Here is an 18,737-nt window from a genome sequence, read left to right on the forward strand (position 1 = left end):
ACGTAATATCAAAACTCTTTTAATAATTCATATAGCAATGTGGTTAGTTAAGCATACATCTCTTCGCGGAGTTTGGCTACATCACTGCTGTTAATATACTCATCGTAAGTCATTAACTTATCAATGGTACCTTTTGGTGTAATTTCGATAATGCGGTTGGCAACCGTTTCTGTTAACTGGTGATCTCGTGAGGTAAACAATATTGCACCCTTAAAGTCTTTCATGCCATTGTTTAATGCCTCGATCGATTCCAGATCCAGGTGATTGGTTGGCTCATCAAACATCAATAAGTTGGCTTGCTGCAACATCATTCTGGAGAACATACAACGCATTTTTTCGCCTCCTGAAAGCACTTTTACGTTTTTAAGTACTTCTTCACCTGAGAATAACATACGACCTAAGAAACTGCGAACAAATTGCTCATCAGCATCCGTTCCCGAATATTCACGTAACCAATCCACCAGGTTTTCATCTTTACCGGCAAAGTATTCAGAGTTATCGTTCGGAATATCTGCAGTGCTGATGGTAACACCCCATTTAAATTCTCCTTTATGGTCAGTATCTCTACCGGTTAATACATCGTAAAACGCTGCGGTAGCCAAACTGTTCTGAGATAAAATAGCAATTTTATCGCCTTTATTTACCATGAAAGTAACTTTATCAAATAAGATTCCGTCATTTCCGGTTTTACCCAGGTTTTCTACCTGTAAAATCTGGTCGCCAGCCTCACGGCCTGTATTGTTAAAAATAATTGCAGGATATTTTCTGCTCGAAGCTTTAATTTCGGTAATATCGATCTTATCCAAAGCTTTCTTACGTGAAGTTGCCTGTTTTGATTTCGAAGCATTCGCACTAAAACGGCGGATAAACTCCTGAAGCTCCTTCACCTTATCTTCCAGTTTTTTATTCTGGTCGCTGCGTTGTTTTAAGGCCAGCTGACTCGATTCGTACCAGAACGTATAATTACCGGTGTAAATACTCATTTTAGCAAAGTCGATATCCACAATGTGGGTACAAACGGCATCTAAAAAGTGCCTGTCGTGACTTACCACCAATACAATATTCTGGTAATCGGCCAAAAAGTTTTCCAGCCAGGCAATCGTTTCGATGTCCAAATCGTTGGTAGGCTCATCCAACAACAAAATATCCGGATTACCGAAAAGGGCCTGCGCCAATAACACACGTACTTTTTGGGTGTTATCCAGTTCCTTTAACAATTTATAATGGTTGTCTTCGGTAATGCCCAAATTGCTCAACATGGTTGCGGCATTGCTTTCCATGTTCCAGCCGTCCATTTCAGCAAAAAGATTTTCCAGTTCTCCCGCACGTTCGCCGTCTTTCTCTGAGAAATCTTCTTTCATGTAAATGGCATCTTTCTCTTTCATGATGGCATAAAGCTCTTTATGGCCAATCATTACGGTTTCTAATACCGAAAACTCATCAAATTCGTAGTGGTTTTGTTTTAAAACCGCCATTCTTTCGCCTGGAGTAAAAGCCACGCTACCAGAAGTCTGGTTAACTTCTCCCGATAATATTTTCAGGAAAGTAGATTTACCTGCACCGTTAGCCCCGATTACGCCATAGCAGTTGCCCTGGGTAAATTTTAGGTTAACATCTTCAAATAATGTGCGTTTGCCGTATCGTAATGATAAATTAGAAACTGAAATCATGCTGTAATTGAAATAAGGCGCAAAGATAGGGAAAAAGGTTGAGGGTAGGAAGTTGTTTGATGGTTTGGTGTTTTATTGTTGAAAGGCTGGAAGGTTTAAAAGTTGAAATGTTTAACGGTTAGAAGGTTTGAAGATTAGGAAATGGAGGGGTTGGTGTTTTGTGGGTTAGGCAGTCCCGCTTTCACTTCAATCTTTTAAAAAAAACTTCTGTCATGCTGAGGCACGAAGCATCTGTTTCATAGCTGCAGATGCTTCGTGCCTCAGATAGTATATTGGGGTTAATGCAATTTTAAATTATTTCCGTTCAATTAGGTTTATTGATAGTGGTTGGTGCTTTTGTTCAATGGCTTAAAAACCAGTGCATCTGGGAATCTTAAAGCAAGCTGTATATCACATTTAGATTATGTTAGATGGCACTTCTTGGTTCCCAATCAGATGAGGCCGTCTCCATAAATATAGATTTGTCATCCTGAGCTTGTCGAAGGATCTGTTTTAAATCTCTTAAAAAGCGTTTCGACAGGCTCAACGTGACAAATTCGATTGAATTACATTTATGATACAGCCTCGTGACGATTTATCTCAATGTACTTTAAGGTAAAATATTTATTTTAGTCCTATGCAAAACGATCTCTTGCTCGAAACCATTAAAACCACACTTCAAAAAAGCAAAGTAGAAAAACTGGCTGCTATTGCTTCTAAAGATACTTTTTCGGTAAAAGAATTAATCGATTTAAGTTTTTACCATGATGAACAGATTGGTTTCAGGGCAGCGTGGATTTTAGAGAATGTATATACAGCTCACCAGCTTCGCTTTTTGCCTCATGCGCTTTATTTTTTAGATAAGCTGCCACAACAACATAATTTATCGGCACTGAGGCATTATGTTAAAATCCTGGCCTTTATGACCAAGAAAAATGCTCATGAATCTGTTAAAAAGATCATTTCTGATTACAATACCGATCATCTGGCAGAGGTTGTTTTCGCCTGGCTCATCGATGAAAAAATACCTGTGGCCATAAAATCACACTGCCTTAATATCCTGGCGAATTTAAATGTAAAGCACAGCTGGATTAAGGAAGAACTGCTGCAAACCATGGATTTTCTGGTTGATAGGGAAAGCATTGGCTTTTTTTCAAAGGTGAAACAGATCAGGAAACAGTTTTCAGTTGGCAGTTAGCCGTTATCAGTTAACAGTTACTAATAAACCAATGATTAATGACCAATTTACAGTTATCAGTTAACATAGCGTCAAATCTTTCAGGATATATCGAATTTGTCTTTCTCTTTCGGCATTAGTCTTTCAGCTTTTAGCTATTTTTACCGAATGAGTACTATATACGAAACCATCTCAAAAGTTATAAAAGAACGTCGCAGTATATTTCCTGCAAGCTATATTAAAAAAGAAATTCCGGTTGAGGTTATTAATCAGATTTTAGAAACGGCCAATTATGCCCCAACACATAAATTAACCCAGCCCTGGCGCTTCGTGGTGATCAGGAAAGCCGGATTGGCTAAACTGGGCGAAGAACTGGGCCGGTTATACAAGGCATTGGTGAATCCGCAGCAGTTTTTGCAGAAAAAGTACGATAGCTTTGCCGAGAAAACAAGTCAGGCTGATTGCATTATTGCCATTAATATGCAGTTAAGCGGTAAAATACCAGAGTGGGAGGAGTTGGCAGCAGTATCGTGCGCGGTACAGAACATGGCCCTAACAGCCGAAAGTTTACAGGTTGGCGCTTATTGGAGTTCGCCTCCTTTAATTAACGACCTGGGTGATTTTTTAGGTCTGGGTGAGCATGAAAAGTGCATCGGCTTATTCTATATGGGCTATCATAACGAAAAACCCTGGGCACCCAACCGTACGCCAATGAGCGAAAAAGTGAAGTGGATAGAGGGGTAGGTTTGAGTTATTAGTCCATAGTCATCAGTCCGGAGTCATTAGTCATTGGTCATTAGTCTGGAGTCATTAGTCATTGGTCATTGGTCATTGGTCCGGAATTCTGAGTCATCAATCGTGTTATGGTTTGATAGTTCAAGGCTATTATACTATGGACCATCAACCATTTTCCATCACCCATCTTACATCTTACATCGTCCATCTTACATCATCCATCACCTCTATGTCTACATTAAAATCTACACTATACCAGCTTTGCTTAACTTTTATCCAAAACAGGATTGAAAATATCGAATATTCGCTGCAACAGGCGAGGCAGGCCTCAAACGACGACACAAAAAGCAGTGCGGGCGATAAATATGAAACCACGCGGGAAATGATGCAACAGGAAATGGATCGCAATAATAAACTGCTTTATGAAGCGGGGCAACAGAAAATTGCATTACAGCAGATCGAAAATGTAGAATCGGATCAGGTTGTTAAAAACGGGAGCGTGGTGCTAACCTCCGAAGGTAATTTTTACATCAGCATTAGTGCAGGGGAATTAAATACGGGTGGACAGAAATTTTTTGCCGTGTCGCAAGCTTCTCCTATAGGTAAGGTTTTGATCGGAAAGGCCAAAAACGAAAGTTTCAAGTTTAATGGTAAAGAATATACTGTAAAAGAGATATTATAAAAGTTTTCAGCTGGTAGTTTACAATTTGCAGTTAACAGATCTATACTTGCAGTAACCAGATCTATACTTGCAGTGGCCAGGTTTATACTTGCAGTGAGTAGGTTTATACTTGCAGTTGCCAGAATGTAGTTTGCGCATGGCAATATTACCGGCGCCATCGAAAGTTGTGAACTTGCAGTAGACAGTTATAAACTTTCCAACGATAACATTATCGCGTCAGGTCGTAGGTTTATCTTTGCAGTCGACAGGTTTATACTTTCCATCGATAGGTTTGAACTTGCAGTTAATAGATATATACTTTCCATCGGTAGGTTTATCACGGCAGTTCGCAACTCTATCAAAGGGGTAGGTAGGTTTATGTTTGCAGTAGATAGTTTTATGTTTGCAGTAGATAGTTTTATGTTTGCAGTGGGTAGGATTATGATGGCAGTTAGCAGTTGATCAATAGTTGATTTAGTTGGGAGTTAGGAGGCTGGAGTTTTGAGTCTAGTTAACCGCTTTTAAAAGAAAATCGCTTCATCAATTTCAACAGTTAAAGTTTTCTATCAAAGGATTAAAAATCCTTAGCTCATAAGTCGGGATTACAAATCCCAACTAACTGGAAGTTTAACCGGTTTAAATAATTAATCGCTTAATCAATTTCAACAGTTAAAGTTTTCTATCGAAGGATTAAAAATCCTTAGCTCATAAGTCGGGATTAGAAATCCCAACTAACGGGAAGTTTGGAGTCAGTTAACCGATTAAATAATTAATCGCTTAATCAATTTCAACAGTTAAAGTTATCTATCGAAGGATTAAAAATCTTTAGTTCATAAGTCGGGATTACAAATCCCAACTAACTGGAAGTTTGGAGTCAGTTAACCAGTTAAATAATTAATCGCTTAATCAATTTCAACAGTTAAAGTATCTATCAAAGGATTAAAAATCCTTAGTTCATAAGTCGGGATTAGAAATCCCAACTAACTGGAAGTTTGGAGTCAGTTAACCGGTTTTAAAAGAAAATCGCTTAACCAATTTCAACCGTTAAAGTTATCTATCGAAGGATTAAAAATCCTTAGTTCATAAGTCGGGATTAGAAATCCTAACTAGCGGGAAGTTTTGAACAGTTAACCAATTCAAACAATTAACCGGTTAACCCTTTCAACAGTTAACCAATTAACCAATGACTAATCAACCAATAAACTAACTTACAAAATTATCCCCATCCGTTTTGCGAAAGCAGGGACTAAATAAGTTTTTAAATCTGCGTAAGGTATAAATACGACAATCTGTCCCTGGGCGTAACTGGCTACTTCGTAAGGATTGTACATAAAAGCAATTCCATTGTTGTTGAAGTAGAAATTATTATTCGGTTTTATAAAATCATCGAAAAGCACCGAGCTTAAAGCATCTTTAGCCTTGATGTTATATTCTTTACGGAGATTGCGTTCTAAAATACCTTGTAAAGTATTCGAATCTATCTTGACAATGTCGCCAAGCACCATTTGTTTTTTGTTCTTTACATCAAGGCAGTACATTACACTGCTGTAATTGCCATGGGCACCGCCAGTATAGGCATCGGCCAGGAAATCGATTACTACGTAACCATTATCGTTATAGCTTACTGATTGCTGACTGTTGTTGGTGTAATTTAGCCAGGCCTGAAAATCATCATCGCGACCGTTTTTAGATTGTTCGGCAGCCTGTGCTTTGTAATCTTTAAAATAACCGGCGGCTATATTTTTAAAACCGGTTGTAAGGGCCACCTGTGAACCTAATCCTAACATTTTTTTAAGCTGTGTATTTAACCAGGTACTGGATTCGTCGGTATTTTTGCTTTCGAGGTATTCAAAACTGATTTGTGCAGACGGCGATTTAGGCTGGTTGGCAAAAGCCTTAACCGAATCGTCGTAAATGCCTGCATTGAACTGATAACTTCCATCAGGATATTTTTCTGTAAGCACAATCGGGAATTTTTTGGCTTTATCTCCGCTTTCCCATGTGCCGTTAAAACCGTTTCCATTCCACTTTAAGGCCAGATGCGGCGATTTAAAATCTTGTGTAAAATACGATTCGTAATAACTGTATTCGGTAAGTACAATGCTGTCTTTCCCGATTAAAGTATCGGTTGAGAGGTTAAGCCATGAGCCATCGTAATAATAAGAACCACTTACGTCATCATTGACCTTTTGCAAGTGCATTACTACTTTTTTACCCGCAATGGTGCCTTCTAGTCTCTTATAAAAATGCCCGGTAAGTTCTGTTTTTACCTTTGCGGTACTATCAGTTTTTACGGTATTATTATTCCCGTTTTTAGGGCTGTTACAGGCTGAGAGTATCGCTATTCCGAAAAGGCATAATAAAAAAGAGTATTTCATAAGGGCTGGTATGTAGGGGTTATAGCGTGGTGAAGTTGGGAGGTTTAGTGTTATAAGGTTGGAAGATTTAGTGTTATAAAGTTGGAAAGTTATAGCGTTATAAAGTTGGAAAGTTTTAAAGGCAGGTTGCATTAACCTTTCCAACATTCAAACCTTTCAACATTCAACAATTCAACATTCAACATTCAACATTCAAACTTGTCTTCAAACCTTTCAACATTCAAACTCCTCTTTCAACATTCAAACTTCTCCTTCAACTTCCCTTAATTAACCCCTCTACCTGGATTTTGTTTTATTAAAGCTCTTGTTAATGCTGTAATAAAGGTTTTTGGCAGTGTATCTTCCCGGGTCAATAATTCTTCTGATGGTATAAAGCGGATAGTTTTCATCCCTTGCTGTAGACAGGATAAAAGCTGCCTTAAAACCATGCTCTTTTAACTTATGTAAGGTAGATGATTTGAAAACGCCGTATGGAAATGCAAAGTATTCTACTTTTTTTCCGGTAATCTGCTCCAGTTTTTTGGTGGGTTCATCAATTTGGGTAGTCCAGTCGGCATCTGTAAATTGAGCAAAGTTCTTATGGTCGTAGGTATGGCTGGCAATGGTATTTCCTTCGTCTGATAATTGTTTAATCTGCTCTTTGGTCATATAATTAATCCGGCCTTTTCTGCCAATCGAAACTGTCATGATAAAATAAACGCCCTTAAAGCCATATTTTTTTAATGTGCTGTTGCCAACGGTAAACTGATCTTCGTCGGTATCATCAAAACTGATGATGATTGGTTTTTCGGGCAATTTAGCCCCATAGACCAGGTAATTGTATAAATCATCGGGCTGGATGGTGTGGTAGCCGCTATCGGCCAGCATTTTAATGTGTTCGCGGAATTTATCCGGGGCGATAATATCATCGTGTGCCCTTTTACTATCGCTTGCAATGTTGTTCCTGATCTGGTGGTAGCAAAGTACAGGAACCTCCCTGCGGGCCATAATGGTTTTATTATCAGCAGGTTTTGTATTCGTAGAATCTGTTTTAACCTGTTGTCCGCTGGTGCTGCTAACAGCCGTTTTTTCCTTTTGCTTATTGCCCGAACAAGCCAGTGAAAATGAACCTAGAAACAGGATTGATAACAGGGTATGGGCAGCTGGTTTTAAATGTGGATTCAATTTTTTAATATTTATTTGATCAAAGATACAGCGTTTTCAGAAAGGATAAAGTCTTTTTTAGCTGCTATTAAACAAGAAAATCCCGACGTTTGTCGGGATTGATTTGCTTAAAAGCTATTTTTAATGCTGTTGCTTAATGTTTTTGGCGACCAGTAACCGCTGGCAATAATTCTTCGGATGGTGAACAACGGATCCTTTTCGTCGCGTTTGGTTGATAGCTGGTACGCCATTCTGAAACCACGTTTTTTCAGCTCAGGGATGCCTTCAGCGTTCCATAAACCAAAAGGATAGGCAAATTCGGTCATTGTTTTGCCTGTAATTTCTTCCAGTTTTTTGGTTGGTTTATCCAACTGTTCTTCCCAATCTTTACCGGCATATTTTTTAAAATTTTTATGGTCGTAAGTATGGCTGCCAATGATGTTGCCTTCATCAGAAAGCTGTTTAATCTGCTCTCTGGTCATATAATCAACAAATTTCCCTTTTTTGCCTATCGAAACCGTCATGATAAAATATACCGCTTTATAACCCAGTTTTTCTAAAGTTGGGCGTACAACGGTAAACTGGTCCATGTCGGTATCATCAAAAGTTAGCATAATGGGTTTGCTCGGCAAGGCAGCACCTGTGTTTAGGTAAGCATAAAGCTGATCGGGCAAAATGGTGTGGTAACCGCTATCGGCCAGCATTTTCATCTGGTCTTTAAAATTCTGAATTTCTACAATATAATCCTTTCCTACTTTTCCATCAGTTGGTTTCCAGTTTCTTACTTGGTGATAACATAAGATAGGTACCTGTTTTCTGGCCAGGATGGTTTTGGCGTCAGCCACTTTTATTTTAGAAACATCAACCGGTGTTGCGGTGCTTGCTGTTGTTTTAGTGGTTTGTGTAGTAGAATCCTTATCAGCAGATTTTTCGGTTTGAGACTTAGACTGGCAGCTGGCAAATAAAATTGCACCAGCAGTTAAAATGGTTAAAAAGCTATATTTCATTATCAGGGATGTATGGCTACAAAACTATAAAATCCGGCAATTATTTAAGGACCTGTTGAAAAATAGATAAACAATTTTTTATACCTATTTAAGATATTACTATTATCTTTAATTCTCACTTTCAAAAAAATTCATAATCGTTCGGTTAAATATCTCTGGAATTTTACTAGGAGCTTCATGATCTGCACCTTTAAAAATAATGAGTTTGCTGTTTGGTATTTTTTGTGCAATTAATTTGGTGTGTTTTTCAGTTATAATATCATGCTGGCCGGCCATTACTAGCACTTTGGCCTTAATGTTCTTTAATGAATCTGGATTTACATGTGGTTCGGTTAACAGCAGTATTTTTAAACGATAATTCATATCAGACTTGGGAATACCTTTATCTTCCATTTCCTTAACTTCTTTTCTGAGCTGAAGATTTATACCCGGTACAACAGAAGTTTCATCGTTATACAAAACAGTTCCCATAATAGCCATCTTTTTTACCTTATCAGGATGATGGAGCGCAAGAATTAAGGCAATATTTCCTCCATCGCTCCAGCCAAGTACATTTACTTTTTTTAAATTTAGTTTATCTAGCAAAGTATTTACGTCTTCTGCCATAACTTCATAGGTAAGTTTTTCATTATTAGGTGTTGATTTTCCTTGCCCCCTACTATCTAAGCCAATAACCATATATTTTTTACTCAATACTTCTAACTGATTGGAGAAGGAGACCATGGATAAATTATTACCGTGAAGCAAAATAAGAGGTTCGCCTTTTCCGTAGATTTCATAGTAAAGCTTAACTCCATTTAATTCTATGTATTTTCCATACTCAGGATTATCTCCAAAACCTGGGGCTGCCTTTAGATCGCCATTATCTATAAATAATGATTGTTTTCCAGCAAAATGCTTATTGTTAGAAAATGCGAATTTTGTGCCTTTATCGAAACCAATCGTGCGCCAGTCAGACAATGTATTTTCCTCAAAATCGCCATTTCTTAATTGCACTTCTTGTTCACTTACGTCATCTGTAATGAACAATTTAAAATCATCCAAGTAAAAACTACCGGTACCAATTGCTTGAACTCCTATATATAGGAAATCTCCCTTCTTACTAATTTTTCCAGAGAGTTCATAGTTACTCCAATCATTTGCTTTGTAAGATAGATCAGAAGGATTGAAAAAATTATCCTTCCCTGATCTAGCCATCAGAAAAACTTGAAATTTTTTAGATAAAATATCTTTATAATAAACTTTACCTTTTAATTTAAAATTTTTTCCTTTGTATTTATCAACATTAACAGCCTGCACTATGTTATAAATCTGTGCTTTAGCTTCACAAATAGTTGCAAAAAATAGTGAAATAATAAGTTTAAAGATCAGTTTTTTTTTCATTTGTGTGCAATTAACTTTAGTGTTAGAATTTGTTTCAAAAATCAATAAATAATATTTTGTATGTGCACAAGCCTATAGAAGATGCATTGCCAATTTTTGGATAATACATCACAAGAGCTATTAAATTGACAACGTGCTTTATCTGAGCGACAGCCAGCTGCAATATACTAAAAAGGTTTAGAATTTTGAGGAGCATAGGTATTACTGAAAAATGCGATATGTAAAGTATTACAGAGCGCGTGAAAGAAACCTTTGATCATGTGATAAAGACAGTAACATAGCTCGATGATAGAAAAAAGTTTTCAACCTGCTTTTTAAAATGGATAATACAAAAGGCTTTTGCCTTGTGGTATAATGATAAGATGTTCCACTGTGAATTATTTTTGAATTAAATTTAAATTGTGCTAACTATCGCTTTTATTACATATTAAAGCCTGTTTAATATCCTATTATTAAATAATTTAGCAGCTCAAACAAATTTTGATGAATAAACTTTATAAACTCCTGTTGTGTGCGCAGTTTTTATCCTTAACTGTAGCGGCACAAACCAAAACATTTACCATAACCGAAAATATCCAGCCACAACCTAAGGCAAATTATCAGCTGGCCTCGCGATTTTCGCCAAATAAACTAAAGAAAATGGTTTATTCTACTGCGGTTGACCCGCATTGGCTAAAATTGAGTAACCGTTTCTGGTACACTTTCGAAAGTCCGAAAGGAAAATTCTGGTACCTGGTAGATCCCGCTTCGAAAAGCAAAAAAGTGATGTTCGATAATTCGAAGCTGGCAGCAGATATTACGCTGATTGTACGCGATCCCTTTGATGCGGAGCATCTGCCACTCGAAAACCTGAAATTTGCTGCAGATGAAAAAAGCATTTCTTTCGAGATCAAAAGCAGTGTAGATGAACTGAAAAAAGACCGTAAAGACAAAAAAGCTGCAGATTCTATGCAGAAAAAAATCTATTCTTTTAAATATGAACTGGCTACCGCTAAATTAACCGAGTTGCCAAATTTCAGCAAACCAAAACCTAAACCAGCCTGGGGCTCGGTAGCACCAGATTCGTCGGCCATTATCTTCTCCCGTAACTACAACCTTTACTGGATGGATAAGGAGAATTATAAAAAGGCTGTTAAAAACGAAGATGACAGCACCATTGTAGAGCACCAGCTTACCAAAGATGGGGTTAAGTTTTATTCGTACGGAAGTGATGGTGATGGTGAAAACAACGTAGAAAACGAAAAGAACAATAAAAAACGCCGTGGTGCTTATGTACTTTGGTCGCCAAATTCGAAATATTTTGTGTTGGACCGGACCGATTCGCGTAAGGTGAAAGACCTTTGGGTAATTAACAGTGTTACTCCGGGCCGCCCCACATTGGAAACTTATAAATACCAGATGCCGGGAGAGGCCGAAGCACCACAGGATGAAGTTTTACTGTTCGATTTTGCCGCAAAATCTTACAAAAAACTGAGTGTTGCCGCCTTTAAAGATCAGAGTGTTTCCGTTTGGAGCAAACCGTCTTTAAATAAAGACCGCGATAATGAATTCCGCCCATCCATCTGGTTGGGTAACAACAGCCGTTTTTACTTTTCGCGCACCAGCCGCGATTTAAAACGTATTGATATTGGTACGGTTGATATTGCGACAGGTAAGGTTACGCCAATCATCGACGAACGTTTTAATACCTATGTCGAAGTAAACCGTCCGGGTTTGGTAAACGACGGTAAAGAACTGATTCACTGGAGCGAGCGCGATGGCTGGGCACATTTTTATCTTTTTGATGAGAATGGTAAATTGAAAAACCAGATAACCAAAGGTGCTTTCCACTGCGAGAGTATTGTAAATATCGATGAGAAAAAACGCATTCTCTATTTTACCGCCAACGGACGTGAGGGAAAAGAAGATCCTTATTACCTGCATTTGTACAGCATTAATTTCGACGGTTCGAACATGAAATTGTTAAATGCGGGCGACTTTGACCATCTGGCCAACATGAACGATAACAATACTTATTTTGTTGATAATTACTCGAGGGTAAACACGGCGCCGAAAGCTACTTTATATGATGTAAGCGGTAAAAAGATTATGGATCTTGAAACCACAGATCTTTCTTTATTAATGGCTGCGGGATATAAATTCCCTGAAACCTTTAAAGTGAAGGCAGATGACGGCATTACCGATTTATATGGGGTTATGTATAAACCTTTCGATTTCGATCCGAACAAAAAATATCCTATTATTGAGTATGTGTACCCAGGACCACAAACTGAAGCGGTAAATAAAGCATTCAGCAAAAGCATGGACCGTACGGAGCGTTTAGCACAATTTGGTTATATCGTAATTACAGTGGGTAACCGTGGTGGTAATCCTTCGCGTTCTAAATGGTACCATACTTATGGTTACGGTAATCTCCGCGATTATGGCTTGGCAGATAAAAAAACAGCGATCGAGCAACTGGCAGCGAAATATTCGTATATCGACGAAGCTAAAGTGGGCATTACAGGTCACTCGGGTGGTGGTTTTATGTCCACAGCCGCCATGCTGGTTTATCCTGATTTCTTTAAAGCTGCGGTTTCAAATGCGGGTAACCACGATAACAGCATTTATAACCGTTGGTGGAGCGAGAAACACCATGGCGTAAAAGAAACGATCTCTTTAAAAGGCGATACTTCTTTTAAATACAGCATTGATAAAAATCCTGATCTGGCTAAAAACCTGAAAGGACATTTATTGCTGATGCATGGCGATGTAGATAATAACGTGCATCCTGCAAACTCAATCCGTGTGGCTAACGCGTTGATGAAAGCGGGTAAACGCTTCGATTTTCTGATTATTCCAGGTCAGCGCCATGGTTTCGGAGATATGACGGAGTATGCTTTCTGGAAACTGGCCGATCATTTCAATAAATATTTAATCGGTGATTTTTCTGAACCAAGCGATGTAGATCTGGTTGAAATGGACAGGGATATTGAGCAGAATGGGAAGTAGAAATTAATTTAAAATACCCGTGGTTTGTGTTGCCACAGATCATTTGAAGAAGTTTAATAATGGCCTGTGGAAACACAGGCCATTTTTTATGCCGATAGCCGAGGTTCTTGTCTCCACGAACCGTTTTAGCTACCAGGAAACTAAGTAGTGTCTTAACGTTTATGTTTTTTTTGAAAAACAAGGTACTGTAGTTCTTCGGTTAGGGTAGTCCTGCTATTGCCTATAGTCCCGATTGGCCGCTACTGCTAACTTACAAAGTCTGCTCTATGCCAGTTGCTGCTAATGTCATTAGTTAATTCGCAATTTTATAACTATTTGGATTAAGATTCTAATGCCTTGGTTCGTGTCCTCACGAATCAACAATTAATAATTTTATGATTTTTGCATTAAGATTCCCAATCAGTTGGGAATGACGTAACGATTTAAAAATACCTCTGTGTTAATCCGTGCATCCGTGGCTGAAAAAAATGCCCTGGTTCGTGTCCTCACGAATCAACAATTAATAATTTTATGATTTTTGCATTAAGATTCCCAATCAGGTTGAGAATGACGTAACGATTTAAAAATACCTCCGTGTTAATCCGTGGCTAAAAAAAAACAGCCGCATAAAAAAAGCCTCCCGACTTTTACGTCAGAGAGGCCTTTTCTTAGGTTTTTAGGTAATCCTTGGGTGTTTTGATCTTATTTGTACAGGTAATTAATTGCAATTACGTCGTTTGCATTAAAGGTGCGGTTACCACCATTAGAACAGGCTAACATAAATGAAGCAGCATCCGGAGCAGAAGGAGTTCCAGGGATTCTTACCGCACCAATATTAGATGCGCCTTCGTTTCCTGCACCGCTTGAACCACAGCTAAAAGCACGGTTCATGTAATCTGTATGGCGGAAACCAATACAGTGACCAACCTCGTGTTGAAGAACGGATGCCAGGTACAATAAATTAGGGTTTGTACCATAGGCTGCAGCGTTGGTGTTCATTTTTACCTGGCTATATGGCGCACCTGATGAAGTAGGGAAGCCCGATGAGCCTAAAGTAATGAAACCACCGCTCGGACCTTCGTTAAAGCCAACAATATCGATGTTTCCTTTTGCACCGGCACTAGCCCTTTGGAAAGTAAGGCGTAAACCCAATGAGTTATATCTCGAAATCATGGTGTTTACTGCATCGCTATATACCTGTGGTAAATTGGTAACTGATACTGTAACAACACGTGGTAAAGATTTAACAACGTTTGTGGTTCGGTACTGCTCAGTTTCGGCAATGTTTAAATTTGCGCCTGCAGATGGTTCAGTTAAATTATCATCTGTTAAAAGGATGTCGCCTTCTACCAGATATCCTTCGTCTATCTTACGGACATTGTCTGTACTAAAGCCTAATGATTTGATCTGTGATAATTTGTCGGCTGAAATATCAGTCTTGTTTTCTACTGCATTCTCTGTATTATTATTCTTACAAGAATATAAAGTAGTGAATAAAAGACATGCGGCTGCAATGGATAAAAATTGGGATGTTTTCATCTTGATTTAGGTTTGATTTTTTTAAATTGAATAAGTTAGTTAATAATGTTTGTGGATTACCTAATAAATCCTAATTTAGGGAAGATATTCGATGTAATCAAAATTTTATAATAAAATAATATTTGAAAGTCAGCACTGTATTTTTAGTTGTATATTTTTGTCTGTCTGTATTTCGTTTAAACGCACAGATACAACCTGCAGGAATAGAAAAAAAAAATGAAAAATATATTTCTAAAACTTCAACTTCTTTAAAATTAAGTGAAGATCAGCCAGTTTTGGTTAGATTTAACCATGTGTTAAGTCCTGCAGAAATCAGGTCATTAAATCCTAAAAAAAGGCTTTCCGGCGATTATTTTATTGTACAAAAATCAGCCATTTCGAGCCTCTCTAATAGTGTGGTTTATCAGCAACAGGCTAATGCGCTCTGGAAGGTAAGCGAACGGCTGATGAAAGTACTGGATAAAGCAGGTAAAAAGAACGATTCTGTTCTGGTGAGGTTAGCCTTAAAAAATGTGGAGACATTATCCGGTATAGCCCGATCCTTAAATATAAAATCAGTAGATAAAGTCAATAATATTTACACTATTAATGTTTTGCCAGCTGATTTAATGGTGCTATTGGAAAAGGAAGAGATTTTATATGCTGATGTTTTGCCCGTAGCTAAAGAAGAAGTTGTTATTAACGGCCTCGACCTGGGTTTAAATCAGATTTCGAATGCGCACAGCCTTTTTCCTGGTATTGATGGCACAGGAATTAACCTTTCACTTAAAGAACAGATGTATGATGCAACTGATCTTGATTTATTAGGAAAAACGGTACCAGGTGCCATTACCGGTTCAGTGCCCACTACCCACGCCACCATTATGGCTACTTTGGCACTCGGAAGCGGCAATTCCTTTATCCGCGGTTTGGGCACCGCACCTAAGGCGAAACTTGCCTATGCTGATTTTTCGAACCTGATGCCCGATGCAGCCAGCGAACTGGCTAAACTTAAAATCAGCATTCAGAACCATTCTTACGGTACTGATATAGATAACGATTATGGCATGGAGGCTGCGGCCTACGATAAACAGATTTTTGAAACCGATACGCTGATCCACGTTTTTTCTGCAGGAAATAAAGGAACATCAACACCATCGGTTGGTTTATATCAGGGCATAACTGCCAGGGCTAATTTAACGGGCAATTTTAAACAGGCCAAAAATTTATTGGTCATCGGCGGCATCAACAGGGAAAATGTTTCCGAAAGCTTGAGCAGTAAAGGCCCGGCTTATGACGGACGCGTAAAACCGGAGCTTGTAGCCCTGGGAGAAGACGGAACATCGGGTTCGGCAGCGATTACCAGCGGATCCATCGCTTTACTGGAGCAGTTTTATCAGCAGAAATATAAAAAAGCTGCTTCAGCGGCACTCATCCGGGCAACTTTGATTAACGCTGCAGAAGATTTAGGAGCACCACAGGTTGATTATTTGTATGGCTATGGGAAGTTAAATGTGGCTCAATCTTTAAAAACTTTGGATGAAAACCGGGTTGCTTTATATAATGTAGCTACAAATCAGGATCTGGTGGTGCCCTTAACTGTTCCTGCAAATGTGGCCGAAGTTAAATTAACCATAACCTGGAATGATCCCCCCGCTACGGTAAATGCCGCTCAAAGTTTGGTAAATGGTTTGGATTTAAGTCTGGAAAATCCGTCCGGAAGTATAACCCTTCCTTGGGTTTTAAGCACCTATCCTGATTTAGATTCGCTTGCAAAGCCAGCGGTACGTAAAGCAGATCTGATTAATACGGCACAACAGGTTAGTCTGGATAATCCTGATGCAGGCACTTACAATATTCATATTAAAGGCAACCGAATATCACAAGGAAACAATCAGGCAGTTGCACTGGCTTATCAATTTAAGCTTAAAAATACTTTTTCTTTTATCAGTCCTGACCAAAACGGATATTTTTTTGCCAATGAAGGCAATTATATCCGTTGGGAGAATACTTATTCTGCTAAAACCGGAAATTTATCGGTAAGTTACGATGATGGCGCAACATGGAAATCAATTGCGCAGAATGTTGACCTTAGTAAAGGTTTTTACAACTGGACTGCGCCAGATCAGTTTTCGAAAGCGATCATCAGGATGGAGGTTGAAGGCAATACGATACAAGGCCAGCCTTTTGTGATTTCGAGCCCACGCACTTTAAAGGTGGGTTATGTATGTAAAGATGGTATTGTACTTAACTGGAATCCACAACCTGGGGCCAAAGATTATACACTTTATCATGTTACAGATAACGTGCTTAGCCCATTATTAACCCTTACCGATACCATTACCAAAATTGATATCAGTAAAATTTCAGGTAAGTATTTTGCTGTTGCAGCTAACGGAGCAGGTTTTACAGGTTTAAAAAGTTATTCTATCGATTATTCGCAGCAGGGAATTGCCTGTTACGTAAAGAATTTATTCGCGACGGTAGCCGATGATAACCGCATCAGGGTTGATCTGAACATCGGCAGTACGCTGGACCTGAAGAACATCATCTGGGAAAAACAGACGGGACCGAATACTTTTAGTGTTTTACAGCAAACCAAACCAATTTCAAACCAACTCGATTATGCCATTTTTGATGATAAACCCAAAGAAGGCATTCAGTTTTACCGGGTAATTTTCGAAACGGCCAGCGGGCAGGTGCAGAGCGACCTCGTTTCGGTGGTTTTCCTTAAGGCAGATCAATTCTCTTTCTTTCCCAATCCGGTAACTGATTATTTAACCATTTTAAGTGGATCATTCGAAGATTACAGCCTTTCTATCTTTAATATTTTAGGGCAAAAGGTTTTCGAAGAAAAAGCCACAAGCTCGAATAAATTTGCGCTTAATGCACTTTCTTCGGGTATTTATGTTGGTGTAATCAATAAAAACGGACAGCAGTTGAAGAAATTTAAACTGATTAAGAGATAGTGAATAAGGTTAATTTAAACCAGCGTTGGAAGGTGAGAAGATACAATCTTATTTCTCAGGTTCCGTAAGTATCAATTAATGATATGGATTTTAGTTGCTGTTTTGATTATGATTTGTACAGCCAATAATAAGGAATTACCTAAACTTAGCTTTGTTATATTAAAATCCATTGGTGGGAGAGTTTAGAACTTACGCTTATTTTTCAGGTAAAGTATCTTTAACATCTTCAGGGGTTCTTAATATGTACACATTTGGGCGATTGTATTCTTTTACATAGTGAATTAGGTTTTTGCGGTCACATTCCGATAGACTATCAATTTTTTCAAGCCGTTGTTTTGCAATTGGAGCTTCTTTATATAAACTAAGATTTTTTTTATGCTTAATGATGAACAAAAAATCTCTTAATTTTAAACTATCCATGTCAGAAACCTCTTTCATGGTAAACACATTAGGTCCAACTCTTTCATCTGCTAAAGTGTGGCAACCTGTGCAGCTAATACCTCGTCCAAGCTTCTCGGCCTTTTCTGTATCTACTTTACAGGTGTCAGTTTTGTTTTTAACCAGCACATCAGTTTTATCATTGTTTCTGCAACTTAAAGCAATTAAAACCATTAATAAACTACCTAAACTTAGCTTTGTTATATTAAAATCCATTGGTGGGAGAGTTTAGAACTTACGCTTATTTTTCAGGTATGGTATCTTTAACATCTTCAGGGGTTCTTAATATGTACACATGTGGGCGATTGTATTCTTTAATATAATGGATCAGGTTTTTTCTATCGCAATCTGATAAACTATCTAAAGTCTTAATTTTATGATTTAAGAATGGTTCCTTTTTGAAGTATCCTTTATGCTTGCTAATGAAGATAAAGTCTCTTAGTTTTAGGCTGTCTATTTTTGATAGCTCAAAGTAAGAAGGTACGTGAGAATAAATTCTTTTTTCCTGTTGAGCATGACAACTTCTGCAGCCGATACTAAATTCTAGCTCACTTCCTTTTGCAGGGTATAAAGCACCGCAAGTATCGGCTAACATTTTAGCATCATTTTTAGTGGTTACTTCTTTATTTTCACCTTTACAGCCAATAATAAATAAGATAATCAAGAAACTACCTAAAATTAACTTTGTTATATTTAAATCCATTGGTAG

At 38.1% G+C, this 18,737-nt stretch carries 13 protein-coding genes; 5 read left to right on the forward strand and 8 right to left on the reverse strand.

The genetic code is table 11. The annotated features are described in order from the left end of the window. Positions 1 to 47: 47 nt before the first annotated feature. Positions 48 to 1,670: an ABC-F family ATP-binding cassette domain-containing protein gene (locus tag ACTJKC_RS00420; protein ID WP_344850730.1), complete on the reverse strand. Its 1,623-nt coding sequence runs from the start codon at positions 1,668 to 1,670 to the stop codon at positions 48 to 50. A gap of 616 nt (positions 1,671 to 2,286) precedes the next feature. Here ACTJKC_RS00420 and ACTJKC_RS00425 point away from each other — a divergent pair. The 3 genes from ACTJKC_RS00425 to ACTJKC_RS00435 all read left to right on the forward strand — a co-directional run bounded on the left by ACTJKC_RS00425 (position 2,287) and on the right by ACTJKC_RS00435 (position 4,243). Next, positions 2,287 to 2,847, forward strand: coding sequence for a hypothetical protein (locus tag ACTJKC_RS00425; protein WP_440789301.1), 561 nt, complete (start codon positions 2,287 to 2,289; stop codon positions 2,845 to 2,847). Positions 2,848 to 2,994: 147 nt separating this feature from the next. After that, a complete protein-coding gene (locus ACTJKC_RS00430) occupies positions 2,995 to 3,570 on the forward strand; it encodes a nitroreductase family protein (protein WP_440789303.1) in 576 nt (191 codons plus the stop codon). Between the two features lie 220 nt (positions 3,571 to 3,790). Beyond that, entirely contained in the window at positions 3,791 to 4,243 is a 453-nt protein-coding gene (locus ACTJKC_RS00435; RefSeq protein WP_440789305.1) for a 3-oxoacyl-ACP synthase, read from the forward strand. Positions 4,244 to 5,430: 1,187 nt separating this feature from the next. On the opposite strand, the gene ACTJKC_RS00440 is transcribed toward ACTJKC_RS00435, so the two are convergent. The 4 genes from ACTJKC_RS00440 to ACTJKC_RS00455 form a co-directional block, all read right to left on the reverse strand. Next, a complete protein-coding gene (locus ACTJKC_RS00440) occupies positions 5,431 to 6,600 on the reverse strand; it encodes a DUF3298 domain-containing protein (protein WP_440789307.1) in 1,170 nt (389 codons plus the stop codon). Positions 6,601 to 6,876: 276 nt separating this feature from the next. Then, positions 6,877 to 7,764: a polysaccharide deacetylase family protein gene (locus ACTJKC_RS00445; protein ID WP_440789309.1), complete on the reverse strand. Its 888-nt coding sequence runs from the start codon at positions 7,762 to 7,764 to the stop codon at positions 6,877 to 6,879. 107 nt (positions 7,765 to 7,871) lie between these two features. After that, the gene (locus ACTJKC_RS00450; RefSeq protein ID WP_440789311.1) at positions 7,872 to 8,750 is read right to left on the reverse strand and encodes a polysaccharide deacetylase family protein; all 879 of its coding nucleotides are present in this window, start codon (positions 8,748 to 8,750) and stop codon (positions 7,872 to 7,874) included. A gap of 108 nt (positions 8,751 to 8,858) precedes the next feature. Further along, positions 8,859 to 10,133 (reverse strand): alpha/beta fold hydrolase, encoded by a 1,275-nt coding sequence (locus tag ACTJKC_RS00455; protein ID WP_440789313.1) that lies wholly within the window; start codon positions 10,131 to 10,133, stop codon positions 8,859 to 8,861. A gap of 483 nt (positions 10,134 to 10,616) precedes the next feature. Here ACTJKC_RS00455 and ACTJKC_RS00460 point away from each other — a divergent pair, with 483 nt between their 5' ends. Next, positions 10,617 to 13,124, forward strand: coding sequence for a DPP IV N-terminal domain-containing protein (locus ACTJKC_RS00460; protein WP_440789315.1), 2,508 nt, complete (start codon positions 10,617 to 10,619; stop codon positions 13,122 to 13,124). A gap of 681 nt (positions 13,125 to 13,805) precedes the next feature. On the opposite strand, the gene ACTJKC_RS00465 is transcribed toward ACTJKC_RS00460, so the two are convergent. Then, the gene (locus ACTJKC_RS00465; protein ID WP_440789317.1) at positions 13,806 to 14,642 is read right to left on the reverse strand and encodes a M57 family metalloprotease; all 837 of its coding nucleotides are present in this window, start codon (positions 14,640 to 14,642) and stop codon (positions 13,806 to 13,808) included. A gap of 122 nt (positions 14,643 to 14,764) precedes the next feature. Between ACTJKC_RS00465 and ACTJKC_RS00470 the strand changes: the two genes are divergently transcribed. Further along, positions 14,765 to 17,590 (forward strand): S8 family serine peptidase, encoded by a 2,826-nt coding sequence (locus ACTJKC_RS00470; protein ID WP_440789319.1) that lies wholly within the window; start codon positions 14,765 to 14,767, stop codon positions 17,588 to 17,590. Positions 17,591 to 17,785: 195 nt separating this feature from the next. On the opposite strand, the gene ACTJKC_RS00475 is transcribed toward ACTJKC_RS00470, so the two are convergent. Both ACTJKC_RS00475 and ACTJKC_RS00480 read right to left on the reverse strand, forming a co-directional pair. Next, on the reverse strand, positions 17,786 to 18,244 hold the full coding sequence (locus ACTJKC_RS00475; RefSeq protein WP_440789321.1) for a hypothetical protein: 459 nt from the start codon (positions 18,242 to 18,244) through the stop codon (positions 17,786 to 17,788). 25 nt (positions 18,245 to 18,269) lie between these two features. Next, positions 18,270 to 18,731: a hypothetical protein gene (locus ACTJKC_RS00480; RefSeq protein WP_440789323.1), complete on the reverse strand. Its 462-nt coding sequence runs from the start codon at positions 18,729 to 18,731 to the stop codon at positions 18,270 to 18,272. Between the last annotated feature and the right edge of the window lie 6 nt (positions 18,732 to 18,737).

This window comes from Pedobacter sp. 22226 (assembly GCF_052045455.1).
Classification (GTDB): Bacteria; Bacteroidota; Bacteroidia; order Sphingobacteriales; family Sphingobacteriaceae; genus Pedobacter; species Pedobacter jeongneungensis.

Bases quoted from the DNA above. Each gene is read 5' to 3' on its own strand.
- ACTJKC_RS00425 (WP_440789301.1), top strand. From the start codon at position 2,287: ATGCAAAACGATCTCTTGCTCGAAACCATTAAAACCACACTTCAAAAA.
- ACTJKC_RS00465 (WP_440789317.1), bottom strand. From the start codon at position 14,642: ATGAAAACATCCCAATTTTTATCCATTGCAGCCGCATGTCTTTTATTC.
- ACTJKC_RS00455 (WP_440789313.1), bottom strand. From the start codon at position 10,133: ATGAAAAAAAAACTGATCTTTAAACTTATTATTTCACTATTTTTTGCA.
- ACTJKC_RS00440 (WP_440789307.1), bottom strand. From the start codon at position 6,600: ATGAAATACTCTTTTTTATTATGCCTTTTCGGAATAGCGATACTCTCA.
- ACTJKC_RS00435 (WP_440789305.1), top strand. From the start codon at position 3,791: ATGTCTACATTAAAATCTACACTATACCAGCTTTGCTTAACTTTTATC.
- ACTJKC_RS00460 (WP_440789315.1), top strand. From the start codon at position 10,617: ATGAATAAACTTTATAAACTCCTGTTGTGTGCGCAGTTTTTATCCTTA.
- ACTJKC_RS00475 (WP_440789321.1), bottom strand. From the start codon at position 18,244: ATGGATTTTAATATAACAAAGCTAAGTTTAGGTAGTTTATTAATGGTT.
- ACTJKC_RS00480 (WP_440789323.1), bottom strand. From the start codon at position 18,731: ATGGATTTAAATATAACAAAGTTAATTTTAGGTAGTTTCTTGATTATC.
- ACTJKC_RS00420 (WP_344850730.1), bottom strand. From the start codon at position 1,670: ATGATTTCAGTTTCTAATTTATCATTACGATACGGCAAACGCACATTA.
- ACTJKC_RS00430 (WP_440789303.1), top strand. From the start codon at position 2,995: ATGAGTACTATATACGAAACCATCTCAAAAGTTATAAAAGAACGTCGC.
- ACTJKC_RS00450 (WP_440789311.1), bottom strand. From the start codon at position 8,750: ATGAAATATAGCTTTTTAACCATTTTAACTGCTGGTGCAATTTTATTT.